This window comes from Micromonospora sp. AKA38, assembly GCF_027925725.1.
Taxonomy (GTDB): Bacteria; Actinomycetota; Actinomycetes; order Mycobacteriales; family Micromonosporaceae; genus Micromonospora.
In genome coordinates this window covers 180,762-201,712 of the sequence record NZ_BNEI01000007.1, presented here as the reverse complement: position 1 = coordinate 201,712, position 20,951 = coordinate 180,762, and the positions used below count along the sequence as shown (strand labels likewise).

22 protein-coding genes, 1 tRNA gene and 1 pseudogene are annotated in these 20,951 nt (G+C 72.3%); 14 read left to right on the top strand and 10 right to left on the bottom strand.

From position 1 onward, the window contains the following. Positions 1–4: 4 nt before the first annotated feature. Positions 5–433 carry a Fur family transcriptional regulator gene (locus TPA0908_RS28125; RefSeq protein WP_281943076.1) on the bottom strand — a complete coding sequence of 143 codons (429 nt, stop codon included), beginning with the start codon at positions 431–433 and terminating at the stop codon, positions 5–7. A gap of 166 nt (positions 434–599) precedes the next feature. On the opposite strand from TPA0908_RS28125, the gene TPA0908_RS28120 reads away from it, so the two are divergent. Both TPA0908_RS28120 and TPA0908_RS28115 read left to right on the top strand, forming a co-directional pair. After that, the gene (locus tag TPA0908_RS28120; protein ID WP_281943074.1) at positions 600–1,082 is read left to right on the top strand and encodes a DUF2231 domain-containing protein; all 483 of its coding nucleotides are present in this window, start codon (positions 600–602) and stop codon (positions 1,080–1,082) included. A 1,380-nt stretch (positions 1,083–2,462) separates the two neighbouring features. Further along, on the top strand, positions 2,463–2,645 hold the full coding sequence (locus TPA0908_RS28115; protein WP_281943797.1) for a hypothetical protein: 183 nt from the start codon (positions 2,463–2,465) through the stop codon (positions 2,643–2,645). Between the two features lie 64 nt (positions 2,646–2,709). Here TPA0908_RS28115 and TPA0908_RS28110 read toward each other — a convergent pair whose 3' ends face one another. Next, complete coding sequence (locus TPA0908_RS28110) at positions 2,710–3,252, bottom strand: flagellar biosynthesis protein FlgA (protein ID WP_281943072.1); 543 nt, start codon at positions 3,250–3,252, stop codon at positions 2,710–2,712. Between the two features lie 206 nt (positions 3,253–3,458). Between TPA0908_RS28110 and TPA0908_RS28105 the strand changes: the two genes are divergently transcribed. Next, complete coding sequence (locus tag TPA0908_RS28105; RefSeq protein ID WP_281943070.1) at positions 3,459–3,671, top strand: hypothetical protein; 213 nt, start codon at positions 3,459–3,461, stop codon at positions 3,669–3,671. Positions 3,672–3,685: 14 nt separating this feature from the next. Here the strand turns inward: TPA0908_RS28105 and TPA0908_RS28100 are convergent. Together TPA0908_RS28100 and TPA0908_RS28095 are read right to left on the bottom strand one after the other, a co-directional pair. Then, positions 3,686–3,826, bottom strand: a pseudogene (locus tag TPA0908_RS28100) (FmdB family zinc ribbon protein); the annotation flags it as partial. A 64-nt stretch (positions 3,827–3,890) separates the two neighbouring features. Beyond that, on the bottom strand, positions 3,891–4,538 hold the full coding sequence (locus TPA0908_RS28095; RefSeq protein WP_281943068.1) for a 5-formyltetrahydrofolate cyclo-ligase: 648 nt from the start codon (positions 4,536–4,538) through the stop codon (positions 3,891–3,893). Positions 4,539–4,624: 86 nt separating this feature from the next. Between TPA0908_RS28095 and TPA0908_RS28090 the strand changes: the two genes are divergently transcribed. The 7 genes from TPA0908_RS28090 (at position 4,625) to TPA0908_RS28060 (ending at position 11,918) form a co-directional block, all read left to right on the top strand. Next, complete coding sequence (locus TPA0908_RS28090) at positions 4,625–6,811, top strand: diguanylate cyclase (protein ID WP_281943066.1); 2,187 nt, start codon at positions 4,625–4,627, stop codon at positions 6,809–6,811. A 9-nt stretch (positions 6,812–6,820) separates the two neighbouring features. Further along, complete coding sequence (locus tag TPA0908_RS28085) at positions 6,821–7,810, top strand: UTP--glucose-1-phosphate uridylyltransferase (protein WP_281943065.1); 990 nt, start codon at positions 6,821–6,823, stop codon at positions 7,808–7,810. Continuing rightward, positions 7,807–9,120 carry a molybdopterin molybdotransferase MoeA gene (locus TPA0908_RS28080; RefSeq protein WP_107157119.1) on the top strand — a complete coding sequence of 438 codons (1,314 nt, stop codon included), beginning with the start codon at positions 7,807–7,809 and terminating at the stop codon, positions 9,118–9,120. Before TPA0908_RS28085 ends, TPA0908_RS28080 begins: the two co-directional genes overlap by 4 nt. Beyond that, on the top strand, positions 9,117–9,758 hold the full coding sequence (locus TPA0908_RS28075; RefSeq protein ID WP_281943063.1) for a GNAT family N-acetyltransferase: 642 nt from the start codon (positions 9,117–9,119) through the stop codon (positions 9,756–9,758). The genes TPA0908_RS28080 and TPA0908_RS28075 overlap by 4 nt, the downstream gene beginning before the upstream one ends. A gap of 178 nt (positions 9,759–9,936) precedes the next feature. Beyond that, positions 9,937–10,719: a divisome protein SepX/GlpR gene (gene sepX, locus TPA0908_RS28070; protein WP_281943061.1), complete on the top strand. Its 783-nt coding sequence runs from the start codon at positions 9,937–9,939 to the stop codon at positions 10,717–10,719. Positions 10,720–10,957: 238 nt separating this feature from the next. Further along, positions 10,958–11,031, top strand: a tRNA-Ala gene (locus TPA0908_RS28065). Between the two features lie 392 nt (positions 11,032–11,423). Further along, a complete protein-coding gene (locus TPA0908_RS28060) occupies positions 11,424–11,918 on the top strand; it encodes an SLATT domain-containing protein (protein WP_281943059.1) in 495 nt (164 codons plus the stop codon). On the opposite strand, the gene TPA0908_RS28055 is transcribed toward TPA0908_RS28060, so the two are convergent. The 4 genes from TPA0908_RS28055 to TPA0908_RS28040 form a co-directional block, all read right to left on the bottom strand. Beyond that, positions 11,907–12,272, bottom strand: coding sequence for a hypothetical protein (locus TPA0908_RS28055; RefSeq protein ID WP_281943057.1), 366 nt, complete (start codon positions 12,270–12,272; stop codon positions 11,907–11,909). The genes TPA0908_RS28060 and TPA0908_RS28055 overlap by 12 nt on opposite strands. Then, a complete protein-coding gene (locus TPA0908_RS28050; protein WP_281943055.1) occupies positions 12,254–12,829 on the bottom strand; it encodes a hypothetical protein in 576 nt (191 codons plus the stop codon). Before TPA0908_RS28050 ends, TPA0908_RS28055 begins: the two co-directional genes overlap by 19 nt. A gap of 107 nt (positions 12,830–12,936) precedes the next feature. Continuing rightward, on the bottom strand, positions 12,937–13,539 hold the full coding sequence (locus TPA0908_RS28045; RefSeq protein ID WP_281943053.1) for an HD domain-containing protein: 603 nt from the start codon (positions 13,537–13,539) through the stop codon (positions 12,937–12,939). After that, entirely contained in the window at positions 13,536–14,666 is a 1,131-nt protein-coding gene (locus tag TPA0908_RS28040; RefSeq protein ID WP_281943051.1) for a helix-turn-helix domain-containing protein, read from the bottom strand. Before TPA0908_RS28040 ends, TPA0908_RS28045 begins: the two co-directional genes overlap by 4 nt. 188 nt (positions 14,667–14,854) lie before the next feature. On the opposite strand from TPA0908_RS28040, the gene TPA0908_RS28035 reads away from it, so the two are divergent. Then, positions 14,855–15,019 carry a hypothetical protein gene (locus TPA0908_RS28035; protein ID WP_281943049.1) on the top strand — a complete coding sequence of 55 codons (165 nt, stop codon included), beginning with the start codon at positions 14,855–14,857 and terminating at the stop codon, positions 15,017–15,019. Further along, positions 15,006–16,208, top strand: a complete 1,203-nt coding sequence (locus TPA0908_RS28030) for a helix-turn-helix domain-containing protein (RefSeq protein WP_281943047.1) — start codon at positions 15,006–15,008, stop codon at positions 16,206–16,208. The genes TPA0908_RS28035 and TPA0908_RS28030 overlap by 14 nt, the downstream gene beginning before the upstream one ends. A gap of 352 nt (positions 16,209–16,560) precedes the next feature. Here TPA0908_RS28030 and TPA0908_RS28025 read toward each other — a convergent pair whose 3' ends face one another. Beyond that, positions 16,561–16,944: a hypothetical protein gene (locus TPA0908_RS28025; RefSeq protein WP_281943045.1), complete on the bottom strand. Its 384-nt coding sequence runs from the start codon at positions 16,942–16,944 to the stop codon at positions 16,561–16,563. Between the two features lie 476 nt (positions 16,945–17,420). Between TPA0908_RS28025 and TPA0908_RS28020 the strand changes: the two genes are divergently transcribed. Together TPA0908_RS28020 and TPA0908_RS28015 are read left to right on the top strand one after the other, a co-directional pair. Further along, on the top strand, positions 17,421–18,503 hold the full coding sequence (locus TPA0908_RS28020; RefSeq protein WP_281943043.1) for an EcsC family protein: 1,083 nt from the start codon (positions 17,421–17,423) through the stop codon (positions 18,501–18,503). A gap of 96 nt (positions 18,504–18,599) precedes the next feature. Continuing rightward, positions 18,600–19,469 carry an alpha/beta fold hydrolase gene (locus tag TPA0908_RS28015; RefSeq protein ID WP_281943041.1) on the top strand — a complete coding sequence of 290 codons (870 nt, stop codon included), beginning with the start codon at positions 18,600–18,602 and terminating at the stop codon, positions 19,467–19,469. A 92-nt stretch (positions 19,470–19,561) separates the two neighbouring features. Here the strand turns inward: TPA0908_RS28015 and TPA0908_RS28010 are convergent, their stop codons facing one another. Beyond that, the gene (locus TPA0908_RS28010; protein ID WP_281943038.1) at positions 19,562–20,026 is read right to left on the bottom strand and encodes a hypothetical protein; all 465 of its coding nucleotides are present in this window, start codon (positions 20,024–20,026) and stop codon (positions 19,562–19,564) included. Positions 20,027–20,951 lie beyond the last annotated feature (925 nt).

Here is a 20,951-nt window from a genome sequence, read left to right as displayed (position 1 = left end):
CGGCTCAGTCGTCGGCGGAACGACGGGACTGGCAGGCCGGGCAGAGACCCCAGAACGTCACTTCCGCCTCGTCGAGCTGGAAGCCGTGTGCCTCGTTCGGGTCCAGGCAGGGGGCGCTGCCGACCGCGCAGTCGACATCGGCGATCACGCCGCAGCCACGGCACACCACGTGGTGGTGGTTGTCGCCCACGCGCGCCTCGTAGCGGGCGGGACTGCCGGCCGGTTCGATCCGCCGGGACAGGCCGGCGCGGGAGAGCGCGCCCAGCACGTCGTAGACCGCCTGGGTGGAGACCGAGTCGAGCCGTTCGCGGACCCGCCGGGTGATCTCGTCGACCTCCAGGTGACCGCCGTCGGCGAGCACGGCGAGCACGGCCAGCCGCGGCCGGGTGACCCGCAGCCCTCGCGACCGGAGCAGTTCCTCACCCGTGGCCATGCGCTCATGACAGCACGGAGCCGGCCGGGCCGACAAGTGAGCGTTCCGCCACGCCGGTCCCGGCCGCCGCGTGAACCGGCGCGGCGACCGGTGCGTGTGAGCAGGTGTGCGGCGGCGCCCCGTCGTAGGCTGACCGCGCGAATCCGTCCACTCGCCGGAGGTGTCGGTGTTCAGGGAAATCAACGGCCTGCCGGGCCACGTTCTGGTCATCCACGCGGTGGTGGTGCTGGTGCCGCTGCTGGCCGTGCTCACCGTCGCGTACGGCGTACTGCCCCGCTGGCGGCCCCGACTGGACTGGGCGGTGGCGGCGCTGGCCGTGGTCACCCCGATCGTGGCCTGGGTGGCGACCGAGTCGGGCGAGGAGTTGGAGGAGGCGCTGCGGTCGCGGGGCTACCCGCCCGAGGGCCTTCAGAAGATCCACGAACATGCCGAGTACGGCGAGACGCTGCTCTGGTTCACGCTCGGCCTGGCCGTGGCGGCGCTCCTGCTGCTGCTGTCCACCGCGGGCTTCGCCCGGACCCGGAACCTGCCCCGCTGGCTGCCGCTGGCGCTTACTGCCGTGGCCGCCGTGCTCGCCGTGTTCGCGCTGGTCTACGTCTACCTGACCGGTGACAGCGGCGCCAAGATGGTGTGGGACGGCATCGTCTGACGGCTACGAGCTGCATGTCTCCGCCAGTTACCGTGCGTGACTTTCGGCGAGGGACCTATCTAGTGTGAGGCGATATACCTCAGAGTCATAAATATGACTCTGAGGTATATCACGTCACGCACTTCAGTGTCGCGTGCCCCGACACGCCGGAACACGGCGGCCGGCGCTTCAGCGGTGCGCGACCTCGCACCGACGCTAGAACAACAACCGCGAGCAGAGCAGGCACATCAGCAGCACCAGCACCACGCCGACGACCGCGCCGATGCCGTAGGTGAGCTGTTGGGCACGCTGTTCCGAGCGGTCCATGGCGGCCATGTCCTGCGGCGGGAGCCGCCGGGGCGGTGGCGTCCGCACGTGCACCGGCGGTCGCCAGCCGGGGGGCGGCGGCGTGCTCGGCGGCGGCCCGGCGTACCCGGCCGTTGCCGGCCCGCCGGCGTTGGGCGGTCCGCCCGCATACCCGCCGGTTGCCGGCCCGCCCGCATACCCGCCGGTTGCCGGATCGACTGCGGTCCCGGGCGGGCCGGGCCACTCGCCGCCGGTCGCGGTCCAGCCGCCGGTCGGTGCGGCCGGGTCCGGCCTGGCCCAGGGACTCTCCGCCGCACCCGCACGCGACCACGGGCTGGCGGCCTCCTCGACCACGCCGGCCCCACCGGCTGGGGGCTCGGTCCCGTGCGTCCCGGCGGTGTGCGGTCCGCTCCCGTGCGTCCCGGAGGTGTGCGGTCCGCTCCCGTGCGTCCCGGAGGTGTGCGGTCCGCTCCCGTGCGTCCCGGAGGTGTGCGGTTCGGCGGTATGCGGTCCGGTGCGTGGCTCGGCCCTGCCGGGCTCGGTGGTGGAGCGCCCGATCGGGTCCGTCCCGGTGGCAGACCAGGTTGCCGTGCCGCCCGCGGTCGTGGGCTGTTCCGTCGATCCAGTGTCCGGCCCGTCGTCGGTGCGGGTTGTCGGGCGACCGGTGGCATCGGTGCCGGGTGGAAGGTCCGCGTCCGTTCTCCAGGGGCGATCGGCATCGGCCGGGTCGGCGTCGACGGTGGGATCTGTCTCCGAGGGCGTTTCGGGGCTCACCCCGGCTGGCGGATGGTCAGCGGGCTGGTCGTCGGGCGGTGTCCCGTCCGGGGCGGCCGGCTGCTCGGGGCGTCGCCAGGTCTCGTCGTCGGTGCTGCCACCACTCGGCGTCGTCACGCCGACCGACGCTACCAACGCCACGGCCGACCGGCCGCCCGACGCGGCGAAGCCCGACCTACCCACGCCACACCCCACACGCCCCGTCCAGCCCGCTGATTCACGGAAAGCGTGGCTATCGGGCGCGTAATGACCCCTCTTTCCGTGAATTTGCGAGCGGGGTGACCGAGGGGCGTGACGGCCCGCCCGGCGGCGGTATCGTTGCTGCTCGTGACCGAACCCGGCATCCGTGTCCCGCGCGGCGACGACGACCGCGTGGTCGACCTCAGCGACGATCTCGTGGTGCTGCCCGAGCAGACCACCGACGACACCGACCACGGTTGGGGCGAGCGGCCCGGCGGCGATGACGACTGGCTGCTCGCTGAGCGTCCTCCGCACTGGGGCTGACCACGCCGGACCGGCACCGGCCGATCTCCCGCCGGGCGACACGCGCTGGTCCGGGCGGCGGTGGTCAGTTGCGGACCACCACGGCGAAGCGGCTGCCCTCGGGCAGCCCGACCGCGCGCCGGGCCTGCTCGGGCGGCAGAGCCAGGTAGAGCGCGGACGAGCCGTCGACCGCCCCGCCGGCCCCCACCACGTCGAGCACCAGCGCGCGCGGGGCGAGCAGCGTGGGGTCCGGAGAGCCGCCGGCGGGCACCACCAGCAGGTCGACCCGGGCGCCCGGACGCAGCACCGTGAGCGCGGCCGGTTCGGCCAGCCGGATCGGCACGCCCACCGACCCGTCGGGCAGCGGCTGAGGGCCGGCGGACGGTGCGTCGGCGGACGCCGTGACGCCGGTGCCCGCGGACGATCCGGACGGAGCCGAGCCGGACGGAGCCGATCCGGACGGCGGTGAGCCGGACGGCGGTGGCCCGGGCGGACAGCCGGCCGGCGTCCGGAGCACTGCTGCGGCCAGCCCCAGCAGCACCGCGACCAGCGTCACCCGCACCAGCGTGCGGCGTCGGGGCAGCCCGCGCCAACGCACCGGCCGTAACGTCGACTCCCGACCCGTCACCGCTGCCTCCCGCCCGCCGGCCGACCGTTCCGTCAGCAGGCTAGGCGCGCCCGGTACCGCCCCGTCGCCCCGTCGCCCGCGCCTGTGGACAACCCGGTCGCCCTGTGGACAACCGGCGACGGCGGGCACGGAAGTGGCCGCCCCCGGGCGGGGACGGCCACTTCGGGTCAGCGCGTGATCAGGAGGAGCTGGAGGCCGCCGGCGCCTTGCTGGCCGACGAGCCGGAGCCCGAGCCGGACGAGCCCGACCCGGAAGAGCCCGACCCGGAGCCGGACGAGCCGGAGCCCGACCCAGAGGACGAGCCCGACGACGACGAACCGGACGAGGACGAGTCGGACGAGGGCGAGTCGGACTTCCCCGGCTTGCTCGCGGGGCTCGACGCGCTGTCGGAACCGGACGAACGGGAATCCGTCCGGTAGAAGCCGGAGCCCTTGAACACGATGCCGACCGAGTTGAAGAGCTTGCGCAGCCGCCCCTCACACGCCGGGCACTCGGTCAGCGGCTCGTCCGAGAAGGACTGCACCGCCTCGAGCTGGTGGCCGCACGCGGTGCAGGCGTACTGGTACGTGGGCACGTTCTCCTCCGGATCTCTGGCACGGCCGGTCTGGCACTCGTGGTCTTCGAGTGCCAATGGTGCGTCATCGCACCCGGATTCGTCCAGCGGAAGCGCCCGGTCCCACACCCGGCACCGCCACCAGCCCGTCCCCGGGTGTGATCACGCAGTGCACCGGCCGGTCGTGCGGATCGGCGGGCACGGCCGTGACCAGCTCGCCGTCGTGCAGCAGCGCCACCGTCGGCACGGTGGCGGGCACCCGGGCCAGCGCGCGGTCGTAAGAGCCGCCGCCCCGGCCCAGCCGGACGCCCCGGCGGTCCACCGCCAACGCAGGCACCACCACCAGGTCCGCGCCGGCCACGGCGGTCCGGCCCCACGGTGGCCCGGTCGGCTCACGCAGCCCTCGGCCGGCGGCGCGCAGTGACTCCCGCCCGGTGTAGGCGGCCCAGTCCAGGTCCAGGTCGTCCCGGAGCACCGGCAGCAGCAGCTCCGCCCCGGGCGGCAGCGCGGCCCGCAGCACCTCCGGCAGATCGTCCCCGCCGGGCTCGGAGGCGACCGGCACGTACGCGGTCATCCGGGCCGGGCGCAGCCGGCGTACCAGGGCGGTCAGCTCGGCCTGGACGGACGCCGCCGCCTCGGCGCGACGCGGCGCGGACAGCGACCGGCGGGCGGCGAGCAGCGCGACGCGCAGTTCCCGCTTCGCCTCGTGCACCTCATCCGAAAAATCCGGCACGCAACACTCCTGACGCAACGCTTGCCTACCGGTCGCTCTGTGTCAGCATCGCACCAAGGGGCGCGGAACTTCCGGGGGGAAGGCTTTTGACGCTACGCGGGCGGTTGACGGTGGCCTTCCTCGTGGTGGTCCTCGGCCCCGTCCTGCTCGGCGCGTTCTTCGTCGGCGCCACCCTCAGCGCGGTCGACCGCAGCCGCGCCACCGAGCGGCTGGGCCTGGCCGCAGCCGGTGTGCGTACCTCGGTCGACGCGCTCTGCCAGCAACTGCGCGCGGCGGCCGACGCGGTCGCGCTGGTGGCCGACCCGGTCGCCCGGTCGCGCGCCGCCGACCAGGTGGTCGGCCGAGGGCTGGCCACCGCCGTCGTGATCGCCGACGCCGCCGGCCGGACCACCTACGCCACCGCCGGTGGGCCGGCCGGTCCCTGGCAGGACTGCGCCGGCGCGCCTACCGGCCGGGTGGGGGCGCTCGCCGTCCAGGTCCGGCTCCGCGACCCGACCGGCGCCGACCTGGGCGCGGTCGCCGCCGCGCAGCCCGTCGACCCGGCCTTCGTGGCGCGGCTCGCGGCCGTGACCGGCGTCGACGTCACCCTCCTCGACGGCCCCGGGCGGATCACCCACACGACCGAGGATCCGGGGGTACGCGCAGCGGTGCTGGCCGCCGCCGGCCAGGCGGTCGGGGACCGGGTGGCCGGGACCGGCGACGGGCGGTACGTGCGTCGGGTCGGGCCGTCCCCTGGGCAGCCGCTGCCGTTGGTGCTCTCGGTGCCGGCCCGGCGTCCACCCGTCCTGTTCGGCGCGCTGGCCGCGGCGGTGGCGTTGGCCGCGCTGCTGGCCGTGCTGGCCGCCTGGCGACTGGCCCGGGTGACGACCCGGCCCCTGGTCGAGCTGGCCGGCGCGGTGGACCGGGTGGCGCATGGCGACCTGACCGCGCGGGTGCCGGTCCGCAGCCGCGACGAGATCGGGCGGCTGGCCGCCGCGTTCAACCGGATGATGCGCGAGACCGGCAGCTACGTGGCGGCGCTGACCAGCAGCCGGGACCAGCTCCGCAACCACCTCGTCGTGCTCGGCGACACGCTGGCCAGCACGCACGACCTGCAACGCATCCTGCGGGTGATCCTGGACAGCGCGATCGCCGGGACCGGCGCGCGGGCCGGCGCGGTGCTGCTGCTCGACGGCCACGGCGTGCTGGTCGGCCAGTGCGTCGAAGGGCTGGCCGGGCGCTGGCCGACCGACGACCCGGCGGACCCGGCGACGCTGCGGGTGCCGGTCGGCACCGGCGTGGTCGGCGCGGTGGCCGCCACCGGCGAGCCGGTGCGGGGCCGCTGGACCGCGCCGGACCCGCCGACCGGGGAGCCGACCTGCGAGACGTACGTGGCGGTGCCGTTCGCCGCCCCCGACCCGCGCGGCCCGGAGCGTCCCGGGCATCCGCCGGTGGACGGCGACCCGGCCGCGCCGCCCAGCGCCGCGCTCGGCGTGCTGGCCCTCTACGACCGGCTCGGTGGCCACGAGTTCGACGACGACGACCTGGCCACGCTGCGCACCTTCGCCGGCCACGCGGCGGTGGCGGTGGAGAACGTCCGGGTGCACGAGGAGGCGCAGCGGCTCTCGCTCACCGATCCGCTGACCGGGCTGTGGAACTACCGCTACCTGCGCGAGTCGATCCGGCGGGAGGTGGAACGGGCGAACCGGTTCGGCCGGATGCTCAGCGTGCTCGCGCTCGACCTGGACCGCTTCAAGCACGTCAACGACACCTGGGGGCACGCCGCCGGGGACGCCGTGCTGGTCGAGTTCGCCCGCCGGGTACGCGGCGTGATCCGCGAGGTGGACCTGGCGTTCCGGCACGGCGGCGAGGAGTTCGTGGTGCTGCTGCCGGAGACCGACGCCCGGGGCGCCACGATCGTCGCCGAGCGGCTCGGGGCGGTGGTGCGGGACCAGCCGGTGTCGGTCGACGGTCACGGCGACGAGCCGTTGCGGGTGCCGGTGACGGTCTCCATCGGCATCGCCGTCTACCCGGACCACGCCGCCGGCGGACAGCAGGTGCTCGACGCGGCCGACGACGCGCTGTACGCGGCCAAGGCGGCCGGGCGGGACGGCTACCGGATGGCCCCCGTAGCCGTCGGAGATCCGGCTCGCACCCAGGAGATTCCGGTGGTGGCCGCCACCGTCAGCCCGCCCGACGGGCTGCCCCGGGCCGGCGCGGCGGACCCGGCGGGCGCCGCGCAGGGCGGCGCGTCTTCCGGTCCTCACCCGCCGCGGCAGAGCCGTGGCCGATAGTCTCGCGGCATGTCGGAGCACTCAGCGAACCCCTCAGCGACCCCCGGTCGCTCCCGTGCGGTCAAGGCCGTCATCCCGGCCGCCGGCCTGGCCACCCGGTTCCTGCCGGCCACCAAGGCGGTCCCGAAGGAGCTGTTGCCGGTCGTCGACCGGCCGGTTCTGCAGTACATCGTCGAGGAGGCCACCCAGGCCGGCATCACCGACGTGCTGCTGATCACCGGGCGGGGCAAGACCTCGATGGTCGACCACTTCGACCGGCGACCCGACCTGGAGGAGCGGCTCGCCAAGAAGCCGGAGCTGCTGGCTGCCGTCAAGCGCACCGAGGAACTGGCCGCCGTCTACACGGTCCGCCAGCCGGAGCAGCTCGGCCTGGGCCACGCCGTCGGGTTCGCCGAGTCGCACGTCGGCGACGACGCCTTCGCGGTGCTGCTCGGCGACGAGTTCGTCAAGCCCTCCGAGCCGTTGCTGCCGGCCATGCTGGAACTCCAGGCCCGCACCGGCGGCGTGGTGCTCGCGTTCTTCGAGGTCGACCCGGCCGAGACCAGCCGCTACGGCATCGCCTCGGTCGAGCCGGCCGAATCGGAGTACGCCGACATCGCCGAGGTCGTCAGGGTCACCGGCATGGTGGAGAAGCCCAGCCCGGAGGACGCGCCCAGCAACCTGGCCGTCCTCGGCCGGTACGTGCTGCCGGGGCGGATCTTCGACGCGATCCGGCGTACGAAGCCGGGCAGCGGCGGCGAGATCCAGCTCACCGACGCGATGGAGCTGCTGCGCACCGAGGGGGTGCCGGTGCACGCCATCGTCTACCGGGGCACCCGCTACGACACCGGCATGCCGCTCGGCTACCTCCAGACCGTGGTGCAGATCGCCGCCGAGCGGGAGGACATCGGCACCGAGTTCCGCAAGTGGCTCGCGGAGTTCGTCAACAACGGCGACGAGACCGTCACCGACGCGGTCCTCAACGGGCTGCGCAACGCGTCCGGCGGTGCCGATACATGACCGCGACGGCCGACGCCGAGGCGGCCGCGAACGAGTTGACGCCGCTCGCCGACTACCTGGGCAGCGTGCTGCGCAGGTTACGCGCGCTGCCTCCGCTCGACCTCGACCTGACCCAGGCGTACGGCAACGTGCTCGCCGAGGACGTGGTCGCCCCGCACTCGTTCCCCGCCTTCGACCAGGCGGCGGTGGACGGGTACGCCGCGCGCTGGGAGGACATCTCCGGAGGGAGCCGGGGGCCGGGCTACGTCCCGGCCCCCTCCGGTATCCGCGGCGGGCGCAGCATCCGGCTCAACGTGGTCGGTGACCTGGGCGCGGCGAGCTGGCGGCCGGTCCGGCTCACCCCCGGCGCCTGCTTCTCGGTGGCGGCCGGCGCGCCGCTGCCGGTGGGCGCCGACGTGGTGGTGCCGGTGGAGTGGACCGACCAGGGCATGGCCGCCGTGGAGATCTTCCGCGCGCCCAAACGCGGGTACGGCCTGCGCCGCGCCGGTGAGGAACTCGTCGCCGGCACGCTGCTCGCCCGCGCCGGCGCGTACGTCTCACCGGCCCTGGTCGCGGTGTTCGCCGCCACCGGCATCGGGCACGTGGTGGTGCGCCCCAGCCCCCGGGTGGTCATCGTGGCCACCGGCGACGAACTCGTCGACGTGGGACGGGGCAGCCAGCCCGGTCAGGTGGTGGACACCAACTCGCACGCGTTGACCGCGGCGGCGGCCGAGGCGGGCGGGCTCGCGTACCGGGTCGGGATCTGCGACGACGACCCGGAGGCGCTGCGCGGCCTGCTGGAGGACCAGACGCTGCGGGCCGACCTGATCATCACCACCGGCGGCACCGGCACCGGGCCGGGCGACATGGTCCGCCGCATCCTGTCCCGCCGCGACGGCGGCCGGGCCGGGCCGGTGGCCTTCACAGAGGTGGCCCTCTATCCCGGCACGGCGCTCGGGTTCGGTACGGTCGGCGCCGAGGAGGTGCCGGTGGTGTGTCTTCCCGGTGAGCCCGGCGCGGCGCTGATCGGTTTCGAGGTGCTGGCCCGCCCGGCCATCCAACTGCTGGCCGGCGCCGAGCCGGTGTTCCGGCCCAGCGTGCGCGCGCACCTGCTGGAGACCGTCTCGTCGCCGGGCGGGCTGCGCGAGTTCCGCCCCGCGCACGTGGCCGAGCGGCGCGGTGGCGGCTACACCGTGCAGCCGCTGGCCGGTGGGCCGTACACGCTCTCCGGCCTGGCCGAGGCGAACGGCCTGCTGGTGCTCGGCGAGCGGGTCACCACCGCCGCCGCCGGCTCCACCGTGGACGTGCTCCTGCTGGACCGGCGCCGGTGAGGTTCCGGCGGGCGCCGGGGTGGCCGGCGGTGCTGGTGGACGGTCCGGTGGTGCTGCGGCCGTACCGGCGTTCCGACGCGGCGACGTGGTCGGCGATCCGGTGCGCGAACCGGGAGTGGCTGGCCCCGTGGGAGTCGCACGTGCCGGGCGGCTGGGACGCGACGAACTCGCCGGCCGCGTTCCGTCTGGTCCATGCCGACCAGCGGAGGTCGGCGCGGACCGGGGACGGCATGCCGTTCGCGGTCTGCCTGCGCGAGGACGGGCAGGAGCGGCTGGTCGGCCACCTCAACGTGGGCAGCATCGTGCGGCGGGCGTTCTGCTCCGGGTACGTGGGCTACTGGGTGGACTCGCGGGTGGCCGGGCGAGGTGTGATCCCGACCGCTGTCGCGCTCGCCGTGGACCACGCGTTCGGCCCCGGTGGCCTGCACCGGATCGAGGTGAACATCCGGCCGGAGAACGTCCCGTCCCGGCGGGTGGTGGAGAAGCTCGGCTTCCGCGAGGAGGCCTACCACGTGCGGTACATGCACATCGACGGCGCCTGGCGGGACCACATCGGATACGCGATGACCGGCGAGGAAGTGGCCGCCGAGGGCGGTCTGCTGGCGCGGTGGCACCGCGTACGTGACAGCCGGCGCTGAGCCGTTCCGGCCGTGACGCCCGGCGCGGCGCACGGTGAAGCGGGTCGGCGGCCCGTAACCTCAAGTAACTGCAAGCTGTGGCAAGCGCTGCTGGTCCGCACGATGTGCGCCGTTAACGAGAGTCGACGGAAGAAGTTGCGGCCGTGTGGCGCTCGCCCCGAACTTGGTGACGGGAGGGGTGAGGGTGCCGACGTCGGTGCTCCTCGCCGTCCTCGCCGCCGCCGGTCTGCTCGCCCTCGCTCCGGCGCTGGTCCGCCGGTACGACGCCACCGAGCGGCTGGTGGCGGAGCGGGCGCAGTCGACGGCGCGGGTGCTTCAGCGCCAGCGTCGTCGACGCACCGTGCCCGGACGCCAGCCGGTACACCCGCCCCGCACCCTCGTCGTCACCTTGAGTGAGGACTCCGACACGGGTAGTCTGGCTCGTCCGGTCTCCGCGCCCCCCGTCCGGCGGCGCTCCGGCCGGCTCCGGCCCGTCTCGGCGGTCCCCGCGCAGTCCCGCCGACGGCACCCGCCCCGCCGGCGACATACCCCGGCCGTCTACCGCCGCCGCCGGGTGCTCGCCGCACTGCTGCTGCTCAACCTGGTCGAACTGGTTGGCGTGATGCTGGTCGGGCCCGGGTTCTGGATCAGTGTCTCGGTCACCGGCGCGCTGCTCGTCGCGTACGTCGTACACCTGCGGCAGCGGGCCCTCGCCGAACGCCGGCGGCGGCGCGCGGACGCCCGGGAAGCGGCCTGGCTGGCCGCCCGGCAGGCCGAGGTGCGCCGCGAACAGGCCCGGCGCGCGGCGGCCCGGCGGGAGGCGCAGCGCCGGCTGGCCGCCCAGCGGGAGGCGGTCCGGCGTACCGCGATGGGCCTGGACCGGCCGGCGGACCTGCCGCCGGCCGCGAGCGGCGGCTCGGTGTCCTACCGGCGGGCGGGCGGCCTGCGTGGTCGCCCCTACCAGTCCGGCCGGGGCGCCTGACCGCGCCTGTCCTCGGGCGCTCGCCCCGCAGGGCGCTGCGTCAATCTTGGAGTTGTGGTGCCAGGATTCGCCCCTTTGCGGGCTTATCGGAGGTGCCACAACTCCAAGATCGACGGGCCGGGTCGGGTGGGGCCTCGGGCCGGGCGGGGCGGTTCGCGTGGTGGGGGCGTGACCTGTTAGCCTTGTGCCGGCCCGCCCGGTGCAAGCCGGGTGGGACCGACGCTGGTCCGCCAGCGGAGGGGCTGTGGCGCAGACTGGTAGCGCACCTCGTTCGCATCGAGGGGGTCAGGGGTTCAAATCCCCTCAGCTCCACCCAGTTCAAGGCCGTTTCCCGTTACGGGAGGCGGCCTTTGTCAATCTGGTACCGCAGTCAGGCTTGCGCTGGTCTGACCTCTGAGTGGCCACAGGTGGGCAACTCGGCACACGGACAGCATGGTGACCTGTCTGTGTTTGTGGAGTGTAGGCACGCGGGTGAGGCCGTGAAACCTGGCGCGCGCACCTGTCGCCTCGGGCACTTCAAACGCACGGCGCGTGTTATCAGCTTCCCGACAGGAGCGTTCCCTGCCTGTCCTCGCCCAGTGATTATGGGCAGCTTCGCTATTCGAATGTGAGGAAGTTCGATGCTGGGAGTGTCACGGGAAGCACTGCGACGCTCGTACGAGTGGTCACCTGAAATTTCGGAGGCTTTCCCAGCCTGCGCTCAGTTGGTTGACAAGGTTCTCACGCTGCACCGAAAGCGTTACCGGCGACTCGCGAGCCTACATGTCATCTGGTTCAAGGTGATTGGTGCGATCGAGATCGTTCTGAGTATCACGCTGCCGCTGCTATTCGTGGTTCCCATCATCCGTGACGAGCACATGAACTACGTCTTCTTGGCAGCGGTCAGCGTGGTCGTGGCCATAGCCGCCGGCCTCAGAAATTTCTACTCCTGGGACACGAACTGGCGGCTGTATCGATCCCAGGAGTTCATCTTGGCCGGCATGGTCGCGCAGTGGGAGGTGAGGATGTTGCAGATCATCGGCGGTGAAGCGACCGACGCTCAGGCTCTTGCACTCGATGAAACTGCGGCCATGCTAGCGAAGCTCACTGATCTTTTTGAGCATGAGAACAGCACCTTGTTCAATGCGGTGCTCCCGCCGGAAAGCATTAAGAGGAACGTGCGGATCGTTCAACCGTCAAGCCCGCCGTCAGCGCCATGACGCGAGTTCAGTAAGACGGAAACGGTCATGCCCGTCGGTGGAATGAACGACAACTTCCGCCATGCTCCCGTCGTCGAATCGCAACGTGAAGACGGGGTCGAGGTCGCACAGAAGGTCGAGGTATTCCCGCTCGTCATCAGTGGTGTCGACCAGGCAACCGTCGGCCGCCCAACCCGCTTCGGTCGTGGTGATCACGACGACTGCCTCGAAACAACCGAGCATCGTGGTGGCATTCGCCCACCAATCCAACCAGCACCGACTCTCGATGAACTCCACGCCACCGGTGGCCATGGCCGGCATCGGTTGTCGAAGCTCGGGCAATCGTCCCTCGCCGCTCATATGCAGTGCCGCCACAGGGGCGCCGTCACCTCATGCGTCCGGAACTCCTGGTCGATGTAGTGGGCGAGGTCGTGGCCGTAGACGATGGTGTCCGTGAGCCGGTGGATGGACAGCACCGGATGGCCGGAGGAGCCACGACCCGCCGGCAGATAGCGATGGGCGTAAACGGGAATCATCCGGGGAATCCGGGAGAGGTGCCGCCTCGCTTTGGCCTCGCGCGCGACGAGGTCGTGTGGGCGCCTTCCCCATCCGGGTGGCCACTCGCCCTTGAGGATCTCGTCGAGGGCGGTGGTGAGCGGCCAGTCGAGCTGCTCCTTGAAGGCATCGGAGCTGGGCTGACGCCAGTTCGGCCAGCCCCAACCCTCGCTGTCGGGATCGTCGACGCAGCCGGCCGTCCGGACCGGCAATCCGACACTGAGGAATGCGCGATGGTCCTCGGCGAACTCGAAGCCGAACTTCCTCTCGATGCAGTCGAACTCGGCATCGGTAAGCCCTGGCTGGATGTCCACCACATTCAGCCAGGCCAGCCGACGAGCGGCCTCGACGCCCAACGCGGCACCGGCATCCGTCACCAGGGGAGCGTAGCGGGCAGGTCAGGTGCTGAGGGATGTGCGGCGGCAGGTGTCCGGAGGCACCGAGCATACGGTGGAAGTGCCGGTGAGGCGTCGTCGCGGTCGGTTCAAAGGCTGGTTCCCCCGTCGGAGACGGGCCTCTCCGATGGTGGTGTGAGCCAGGCGAGGGGTTGGCCGGCCAGTGCGGCGTCGGCGAGTTGCTTTGCGGAGGCGGTGGTGAGCGCGGCGCGGCTACTGTCGATCCACCGTTGGACGTTGTCGACGCCCTGGTGGCGGTATTCGACGGCTTGGACGAGGCATTCGAGTTTGTCGGCGTCCCGGGCGACAGCGGCTTCGAGGGTTTCGCCGGCTTCGTACTCGGCTACGGCCGCAGTGATGGCGTCGGTGACGCCGGGTGGGCAGCCGGCCACCTGGTCGGCGGTGACCGCGGTGTTGGGGACGGCGCTGAGGTAACGCCTGGCGATGTGTGGGATATCCGTGATGCGCGTTTCCTGGGTGTCGTGCAGGACGCAGAGCATCGTGGTCCGGGCGGGATCGGCGCCCTCCATGGCGGCGAGGATCATGCCGATCAGGGCGGTGCGGTGGGAGTGTTCGGCGATCGACTCGGGGTGCTTTACCCCGGCGAACCACCAGCCGGTACGCGCGGCGCGTTTCAGGACGCCGGCCTCGAAGATGAACCTCATCGCTGCGGCGTACTGGTCCTCGCTCATCTGCCCGTCCCTGTGCCGGTGATGCCCTCTGTACGCAGGCTGTAGACGACAGAGGTTAGTTCCTTGCGGGACTGCGCGGAGATCTGGTCACTGTCGAGGACGGCGCCGGCACGGTTGGCGAGCGCTTGTCCGGTGGCAGGGTGGTCGTAGACGAGCCCGCGTCGGGCAGTGAGCAGAGCCCATAGGTTGTGGATGTTGAGGTCGATGAACGGGTGGTCGGCGTCGAGGCGCTCGACGAGGTGCCGCAGGAGACGGGTGCCGCGCCAATCGTCGATGGTGGCGGGCATGAAGTTGTCGTTGGGCTGGCGGTAGGGGATTTCGCCGACCCAGTACGCGGAGTAGTTGAGGGCCGCGCGCTGGCAGGCGTCATCGGGATGCGCGCGGGCGATGAAGTCTCGTAGTGGCTCGACATCTCCCTGGTTGGCCATGGAGGTGACGATGGACCGGGCATCCGGCCACAGCGGTGACCAGGTGTGGAAAGCGCGGGTCCCCGGGGACTTGCGGGTGGTGCTCCGGTTGAGCCATGCGGCGGATGAGCCTGTGGGATCCATGCCGGCGAGGAAGCATGCCTGCCGGTGTAGCAGCACGTCGGGGAGGCGCTGGGCTGAGGCGCGTTCGGCCAGGACGTGTAGGGCCACGAAGAAGACGCGCTGGTCCTCTGTCCGCAGAGTTGGACCGGTGGCGACTGGGCCGCGTCGACGGTGGGACGACGGCAGGCTTCTGACGAAGGAGGGTGTCTGACCGAGGACGGCCCAGAGGATCAGGTCGGTCAGCCGATGGGTGAGCACCATGCAGCCGAGGGGTTGCTCGGCAAGGTCTGCCCGCTCGATCCTCGGATCGAGCAGGGCGGCGAGAACGGCGTCGGCCTCGACGGCGTCTCCCACGGCGTCGAGCAGCACCGGATTCGCGCCGAGGCTACCGAGCCGCTGCCGGATTCTGGCGGCCTGGCCGAACGGGACGGCGAGGAACGGTCTCCGTCCTGACTCCCAACTCTGAACGGTCGCGCGGTCGACGCCAAGCTCCACGCCGAGCTGCTCCTGAGTCAGGGGGATGGACTCCCGAATCAGCTTCAACAGGTAGCCGGTTACGTCGCCACGAGCCGAGGTGGATCGTCCGAGTGATGCCATCGCCGTCCCTACGGTGACCGGCAGTCGACGTTTCCCCATCGTGGACAGCGATGCCGGCTGACTGCTGACCAGCTCATTCGTACTGCGGGTGAGTCCTACGCGCGTCGCCGCGATCGTAGCGTCACGGTTACTGAATGTGCCAGGCCTGATCCTGTACGTGCGGGCGGGCCCTGCCAGCGGAGGTACGGATGAGTGAGGACGCCCCAGCCGAGAGCCGAGGCGAGCGGATCGAAGCAGCGGAACGTGAGGCCGCGCGGCAACGGATCCTCGCGCAGGCGGAAGCGGATCGGATACCGGCCGAGGAGACCACCCGGGCCGTGCCGGATCGGCGGTGGCGCCGTGGACAGCAGTGAGCTGTTGCCGATCGGTCGTCGGGTGGCGTACTGGCGAGGACGACGGAAGCTGTCGCAGCAGGTGTTGGCGGATCGGCTGGGCAAGTCGAAGAGTTGGGTGGACAAGGTCGAGCGCGGCGTCCGGTCGCTGGACAAGGTGTCGACGCTCCAGGACATCGCCGCCGTGCTGCGGATCGACACGGCGGTGCTGCTCGGTCGGGACAGCCGGCCGGTCGAGGTGACCGAGCGCGCCGAGGGGGTCGAGCGGATCCGGGCGGCGCTGTCGACGTACGAGATCGCCTTGCAACGGCCGGCTTCCCGCCGCCCGGTGGTGCCGGCGGACCGGATGGCGCGGGAGGTCGCGCATGCCTGGACCACCTTCCAGCGCGCCCGCTACCCGCAGGTGGTCGACCTCCTGCCGCAGGTGGTGGCCGACGCGCAGCGCGCCCACGTCCACGATCCTGGCGGGGGCCGGGTGCCGCTGGTGGAGGCGTACCGCGTGACGGCGGCGGTGCTGGTGAAGCTCGGCGCTCCCGACCTGGCGTGGTTGGCCGTGGACCGGGCGATGAGCGCCGCCACCGGGGACCGGGTCCTGGTGGCGGCCACCGCCGTGCAGCTCGGTCAGGTGTTGCGCGCGTCGTCGCGGGCGCGGACGGCGAAGGCGGTGATGCTGGCTGCCGCGTACCGGATTGTTTCGCCGGTGGTCGAGTTCGGCGACGTGGCGGAGCTGTCGCTGTGCGGGACCCTGCTGGCGCAGGGTGCCCTGGCCGCTGCCCGCGACGGCGACGACCGCGCCGCCGTCGAACTGGTCGACGAGGCCGCGGAGATGGCGGCGCGGGTGGGAGACGGGCAAGACCACCACCGGACCGGGTTCGGGCCGACGGCGGTCGAGCTTGCCCGGATCGCGGTAGCGGCGGAACGCGGTGACGCGGCAGACGCCGTGGCCCGGCACGAGCGGGTGATCACGCGGGACGGGTGGCGGTGGCTGACCGCCGAGCATCGGGCCGCGTACCTGGTGGACGTCGCCCGTGCGTACCTGCAAGCGGGTGACCCGGTCGGCGCCGGCCGGCTCGTGGTGGAGGCCGACCGGCTCGCGCCGGCCGAGATCCGCCACCGGCCGGACGGCCGGGACGTCCTCGCCCGGGTCGCCCGTGATCCGCGCGCCCCGGCGATGCTCGTCCACCTCGCCGCGGCGCTCGGGGTGGGATGACCATGACCGCGCCGTTTCTGCCCCTGGCCCGGATCCGCAACCGGCTGATTGTCGCCACCCGGTGGATTCTCCGCGTTCCCCGCAGGCTGATTGACGTCGGACGAGCCTCCACCCGATCCGTCCGCGGCCGGTTCGCGTCAATGGCGTGGGTGCGCCTGCACCATTGACGCCAATGGTCGGCGAAGTTCAAAGCGAGTGGGCGAGCGGCGAGGTTGCCGCAGACAGTTGGGATGCCGATCCCGCGTCATCCCGCTGCCTGCGGCAACCGCACCACATCGTTTATCGGTTCGTCCGACCAGACGACGCGTGGCGATGCCGTGGTGGCTTTCCGCGCGTCACTCGCCGGTTCGGATCAGGTCTTGTCCCGCTGCTCCCCACCGACAATCGCCGTGCAGCAGCCGGGGTTCGCCCAACCCTGCGCGGTGAGGTTCCAGACGATCGTCTGGCCCTCCGGGAAGTCGTAGTTGCAGGTCTTGGAGGTGCCCGCGCCGTTGCTGTTCACACACTGGCCGCTGCGGCTGCCCACCTGCCAGAAGGCGATTGCGGCCCGCCCGTCGCTCTCGTCGTCCCACACGGTGAACTTGTCGCCGTAGCTGCTGAAGTTCGCGTGCGCGATCCGGTTCGGCCAGAATCCGTAGATGGTGTCGCCGGAGTCGGCGAGTGCGGGGGTCGCGGATGCGGCAACAAGTGCCACCACAGCACTGGCGGTGAATCCGATCCTTCGGGCTATCTTCATGACGAACTCCGTTCCCGGGCACCGCATTCGGTGCCTTCATGGTTCGTTGAACACGACATCCGGGGAATCGGCACACCCGCCGCCCCCCAGCGATCTCCGCCGAGCATAGTCCACTGTGTCTACCCCCGTTCGAAAACGTCGATGGGTGATCGGTCGGTGACGCGGAGACTGCGATAGGAGCGCTCCCAAGCGCAGCTATCGGTAAAACCGCTAGAGTGCATGATAATCGCTGCTCTGGCCCTATTCGGACTGACTTATCGGGTGTCACCCGGCATGACAGGTTCAAATCCCGCGCAGTTCGACGGCCCGCCGTTGTCCTTTTCGGACTCGGCCCTGGTCGGCCATACCGCCCACCGCCACGGGTGGCCGCTCTTGAGTCGGATAGCCGCTTGTCGGATCGCTTGAGGGCCCGAGTCCCCGGCACCAGACTTGAGCGGGTTTTCACGAGTCGATGGGGGACGCTGATGCGGGAAGGCATGTCCGACTACGAGGCCCGGGCCTGGTCCAGCCTGCTGGAGAGCGAGCGGAAGCGCCGCGACGGCGTGCGGGCGCGCATGGTCGGCCAGGTCGCATCGCTCACCAGGCGTGCCGGCGAACAGATCAAGAAGATCCCCGGCGGGGGCAGGACCATGCAGTTCGGCGACGACACCATCATGAAGGCGCTGGAGGGCGGCTTCCGGGCGATCTTCCTGCCGGCCGTGCGCTCGGCGTCGCTGACGAAGCGGGCCGAGCGGTTGCGCCGTGACCACCCGGATCTGGCCGAGGGCTCGCCGTTCGGCTCGCTCGATCTCAAGGACCTCGACAAGGGTCGGCCCGCGATGACGATCCCGTTCGTCGGGGTGATCGAATCCGGCCTCGCCTCCGTCGCGGTCACCGGCGCCACGGTCAGCACCACCGTCAGCGGCGGCACGACGGCGGGAGTCGCGGTCGCCGCGGTGGCGTCGGACGTGGTGATCTCGCTGGCGCTGCTCGGCCGGGCGGTGGCGGAGGTGGCGGTCCACTACGGCTACGACCCACGGGACCCCGAGGAGGAGTTGTTCCTGATGGGGGTCCTGAACTACAGCATGGCGTCGTCGTCCGCGAGCAAGACGGCAGCGCTCGCGAGCCTGTCGCGCCTCACCCAGCAGATGATGCGCCGCGCCACGTGGAGCCAGTTGGGCCGGGACCCCCTCGTCCGGGTCATCCAGCAGATCTTCAAGCTGCTCGGGCTGCGGCTGGTCCGGACGCGGCTGGCGAACGTCGTGCCGATCGCCGGCGCGCTCGTCGCCGCCGGGCTCAGCTTCGCCATGCTCCAGTCGGCCATCGAGGACGCGACCCGGCTCTACCGCGCCCGCTACCTGGCGGAGAAGCACGGTCTGTCGTGGGAGGAGTGGATCACGAAGTCGACGTCGGCGGCGGACGCGGCGGAGCCCGCCCCGCAGGCGGACGCGACGGTGGTCGAGGTCGACGAGCTGCTCGACGACGTCACGTCCGTCGGGCAGGGCGACTCGTCCGTCGGGGAGGAGGCCGACGACGTCCGGCCCGCCTCGGACGACCGGCTGAACGGTCCCCGCGGCTGACGGGTGGCGGTGGGCGTGGACACCGCCGTGAGCCGCACCAGCATGGGAATCCCGGCGGACCGATGACTTTCCGGGCCGACGACTGTCGACCGGAGCATGACCACGCACACGCTCCAGACACCCGACGTCGATCTCGTCTACGACGTGCACGCCCCGAACACCACCACCGGCGCGCACCGGCCGCTGCTCATGATCGGCCAGCCGATGTGCGCCGACGGCTTCGCGGCGCTGGCCTCGTACTTCCCGGACCGGACCGTGATCACCTACGACCCGCGCGGGCTCGGCCGCAGCGTGCGTCGGGACGGCCGGACCGACTCCGTGCCCGAGACCCAGGCCGGCGACGTACGGGCCGTCGTCGACGCGCTCGGCACGGGCCCGGTCGACATGTTCGCCAGCAGCGGCGGCGCGGTGACCGCGCTCGCCCTCGTCGCGGCGTACCCGGACACGGTGGGCACGCTGGTGGCGCACGAGCCGCCGCTCGTCACGCTGCTGCCCGACGCGGACGCCGCCGCGCGGGCCACCGCGGCCTGCCAGGAGGCGTACCAGAAGAACGGCTGGGGTGCCGGCATGGCCGCGTTCGTGGCCATGACGTCATGGCGCGGCGAGTTCACCGACGACTACTTCGCCCGGCCCCTGCCCGACCCGGCGGCGTTCGGGATGCCGGTCGAGGACGACGGCTCCCGGGACGACCCGCTGCTCTCCGACCGGTCCGCGGCGGTCACCAGCTACCGGCCCGACGTCGACGCGCTCCGCGTGGCACCGACCCGGCTGGTCATCGCGGTGGGCGAGGAGTCGGCGGACACGTTCACCGGCCGCACGTCGGTGGCGACGGCCGAGCTGCTCGGCGGGCGGCCGGCGGTCTTCCCGAGCCACCACGGCGGCTTCGTCGGTGGGGAGGGCGGCTACGCCGGCCAGCCGGAGGCGTTCGCCCGCCGGCTGCGCGAGATCCTCGACGGCCAGGGCTGACCGGTCGGCCCCGGCCTTCCCGCCCGGCCACCACGTCGCGGGCGTCGCCGGCGAGCCGGTCACCGCGCGACGGCGTCGCGGTCGCCGCGGCCTCAGGCCCGGCGCAGCTCGGTGACCATGACCGGGTAGGGACCGGCCGGCGTGTCGGGGCCGGCCTGGTCCGCCGGGACCACGTTCTCCATCACCAGCCGCAGCGTCACCGGGTCGGCGGCGTCCAGCGTGATTCGCCACCCCCAACCGCCGGCGTACTCGGCGGCCAGCTCGATCGCCGACGCCGCGCCCGTCGCGCCGGTGAGCGTCATCGCGGTGGGCTGCTGGTGCCACGAGTCGCCCCACCAGGCGGCCAGCGAACCCGGCTGCTCCCCGCCGGCGATCACGAGCAGGCCGTCCTGCGGGCCGTCGTCCGGATGCGTCCACGCGTACGCCACGGTGGTCAGGTGGCCGCCGGCAGCGGTCGTCACGGTCAGCGTGGCCGGCGACTCGGCGAACGGATCGGCGGGCAGCATCCGGAAACCGTTGGTGCCGGCCCAGGAGCCGGTGGCGTCAGCGATGATCACCGGCCCAGCATAGGGGCGCGGAAGTCGACGACTGCCCGCAGGCGGGCGCGGGGTTTACCCGGCAGTTGAGGTGGACGCTCGTCCACGGTCACCGCCCTGCCGACCATCCGGCAGCTATGCGGCACGCCACCTCGGTTGATCCTCACCGGCCTTGCGCGTACAGCGCATCAACGTGCCCTTGGCGGTGTGGCCGAGTGCGCCCTCCGGCTTGCAGAAGGCACCCGGATGAACGGAGCCCTGGACCGTGCTGTGGGACGGCTTGGTGGTCCGAGGCGCGCTGGTGGTCCGCTTCGGCGTCGGTCGAGGGCTGGTGCGCGTCGGCTTCGGCTTGGGGGTGGGTCTTGCGGCGGCAGTTCGTGGCGCCGGATTCGGGGACCCGGTCGTCGGGGATGCCGACGGGGACTCGACCGGCGTGATGACCGAAGGGGAGCCAGCAGGGGAAGCGACCGCTGCCGGGCTGTCGCCGCCGTTAATCGAGGGCGAGACCGCGGCGATCGATGTCGGCTTCTCGTCCGTGGAGCCGCTTACTGCGGCGACCCCGCCGCCGCAGCAGCAGAGCACCAGCACGCCCGAGGCCACGACCGCGACCTTCGCGCCGCTGGAGAGCCGGCGCCACCAGGACTGTCTCGGAGCGGGATACGCCGGGCGGGGACCCGGGACCTGCGGTGATGGGTTCGTCACGCACCACAGTCTGCTTGCGTACGCAACGATTGCCAGCGGTCAATCGGTGCGCTCCACGTCGACGCTGCGGCAGCGTCCGGCGACGACGAGTCGCGGGATTCGGACAACCGGCGGGCCCGGGGGGCCCGTCGACCGGCCCCCCGACCGGCAGACCGACGACGGCCAGCCGATCGGCCCGCCGCGACACCGCCATAGATCTTGGTACGGGACCGCCCTCGCCGGGGCCGTTCCGTACCAAGATCTC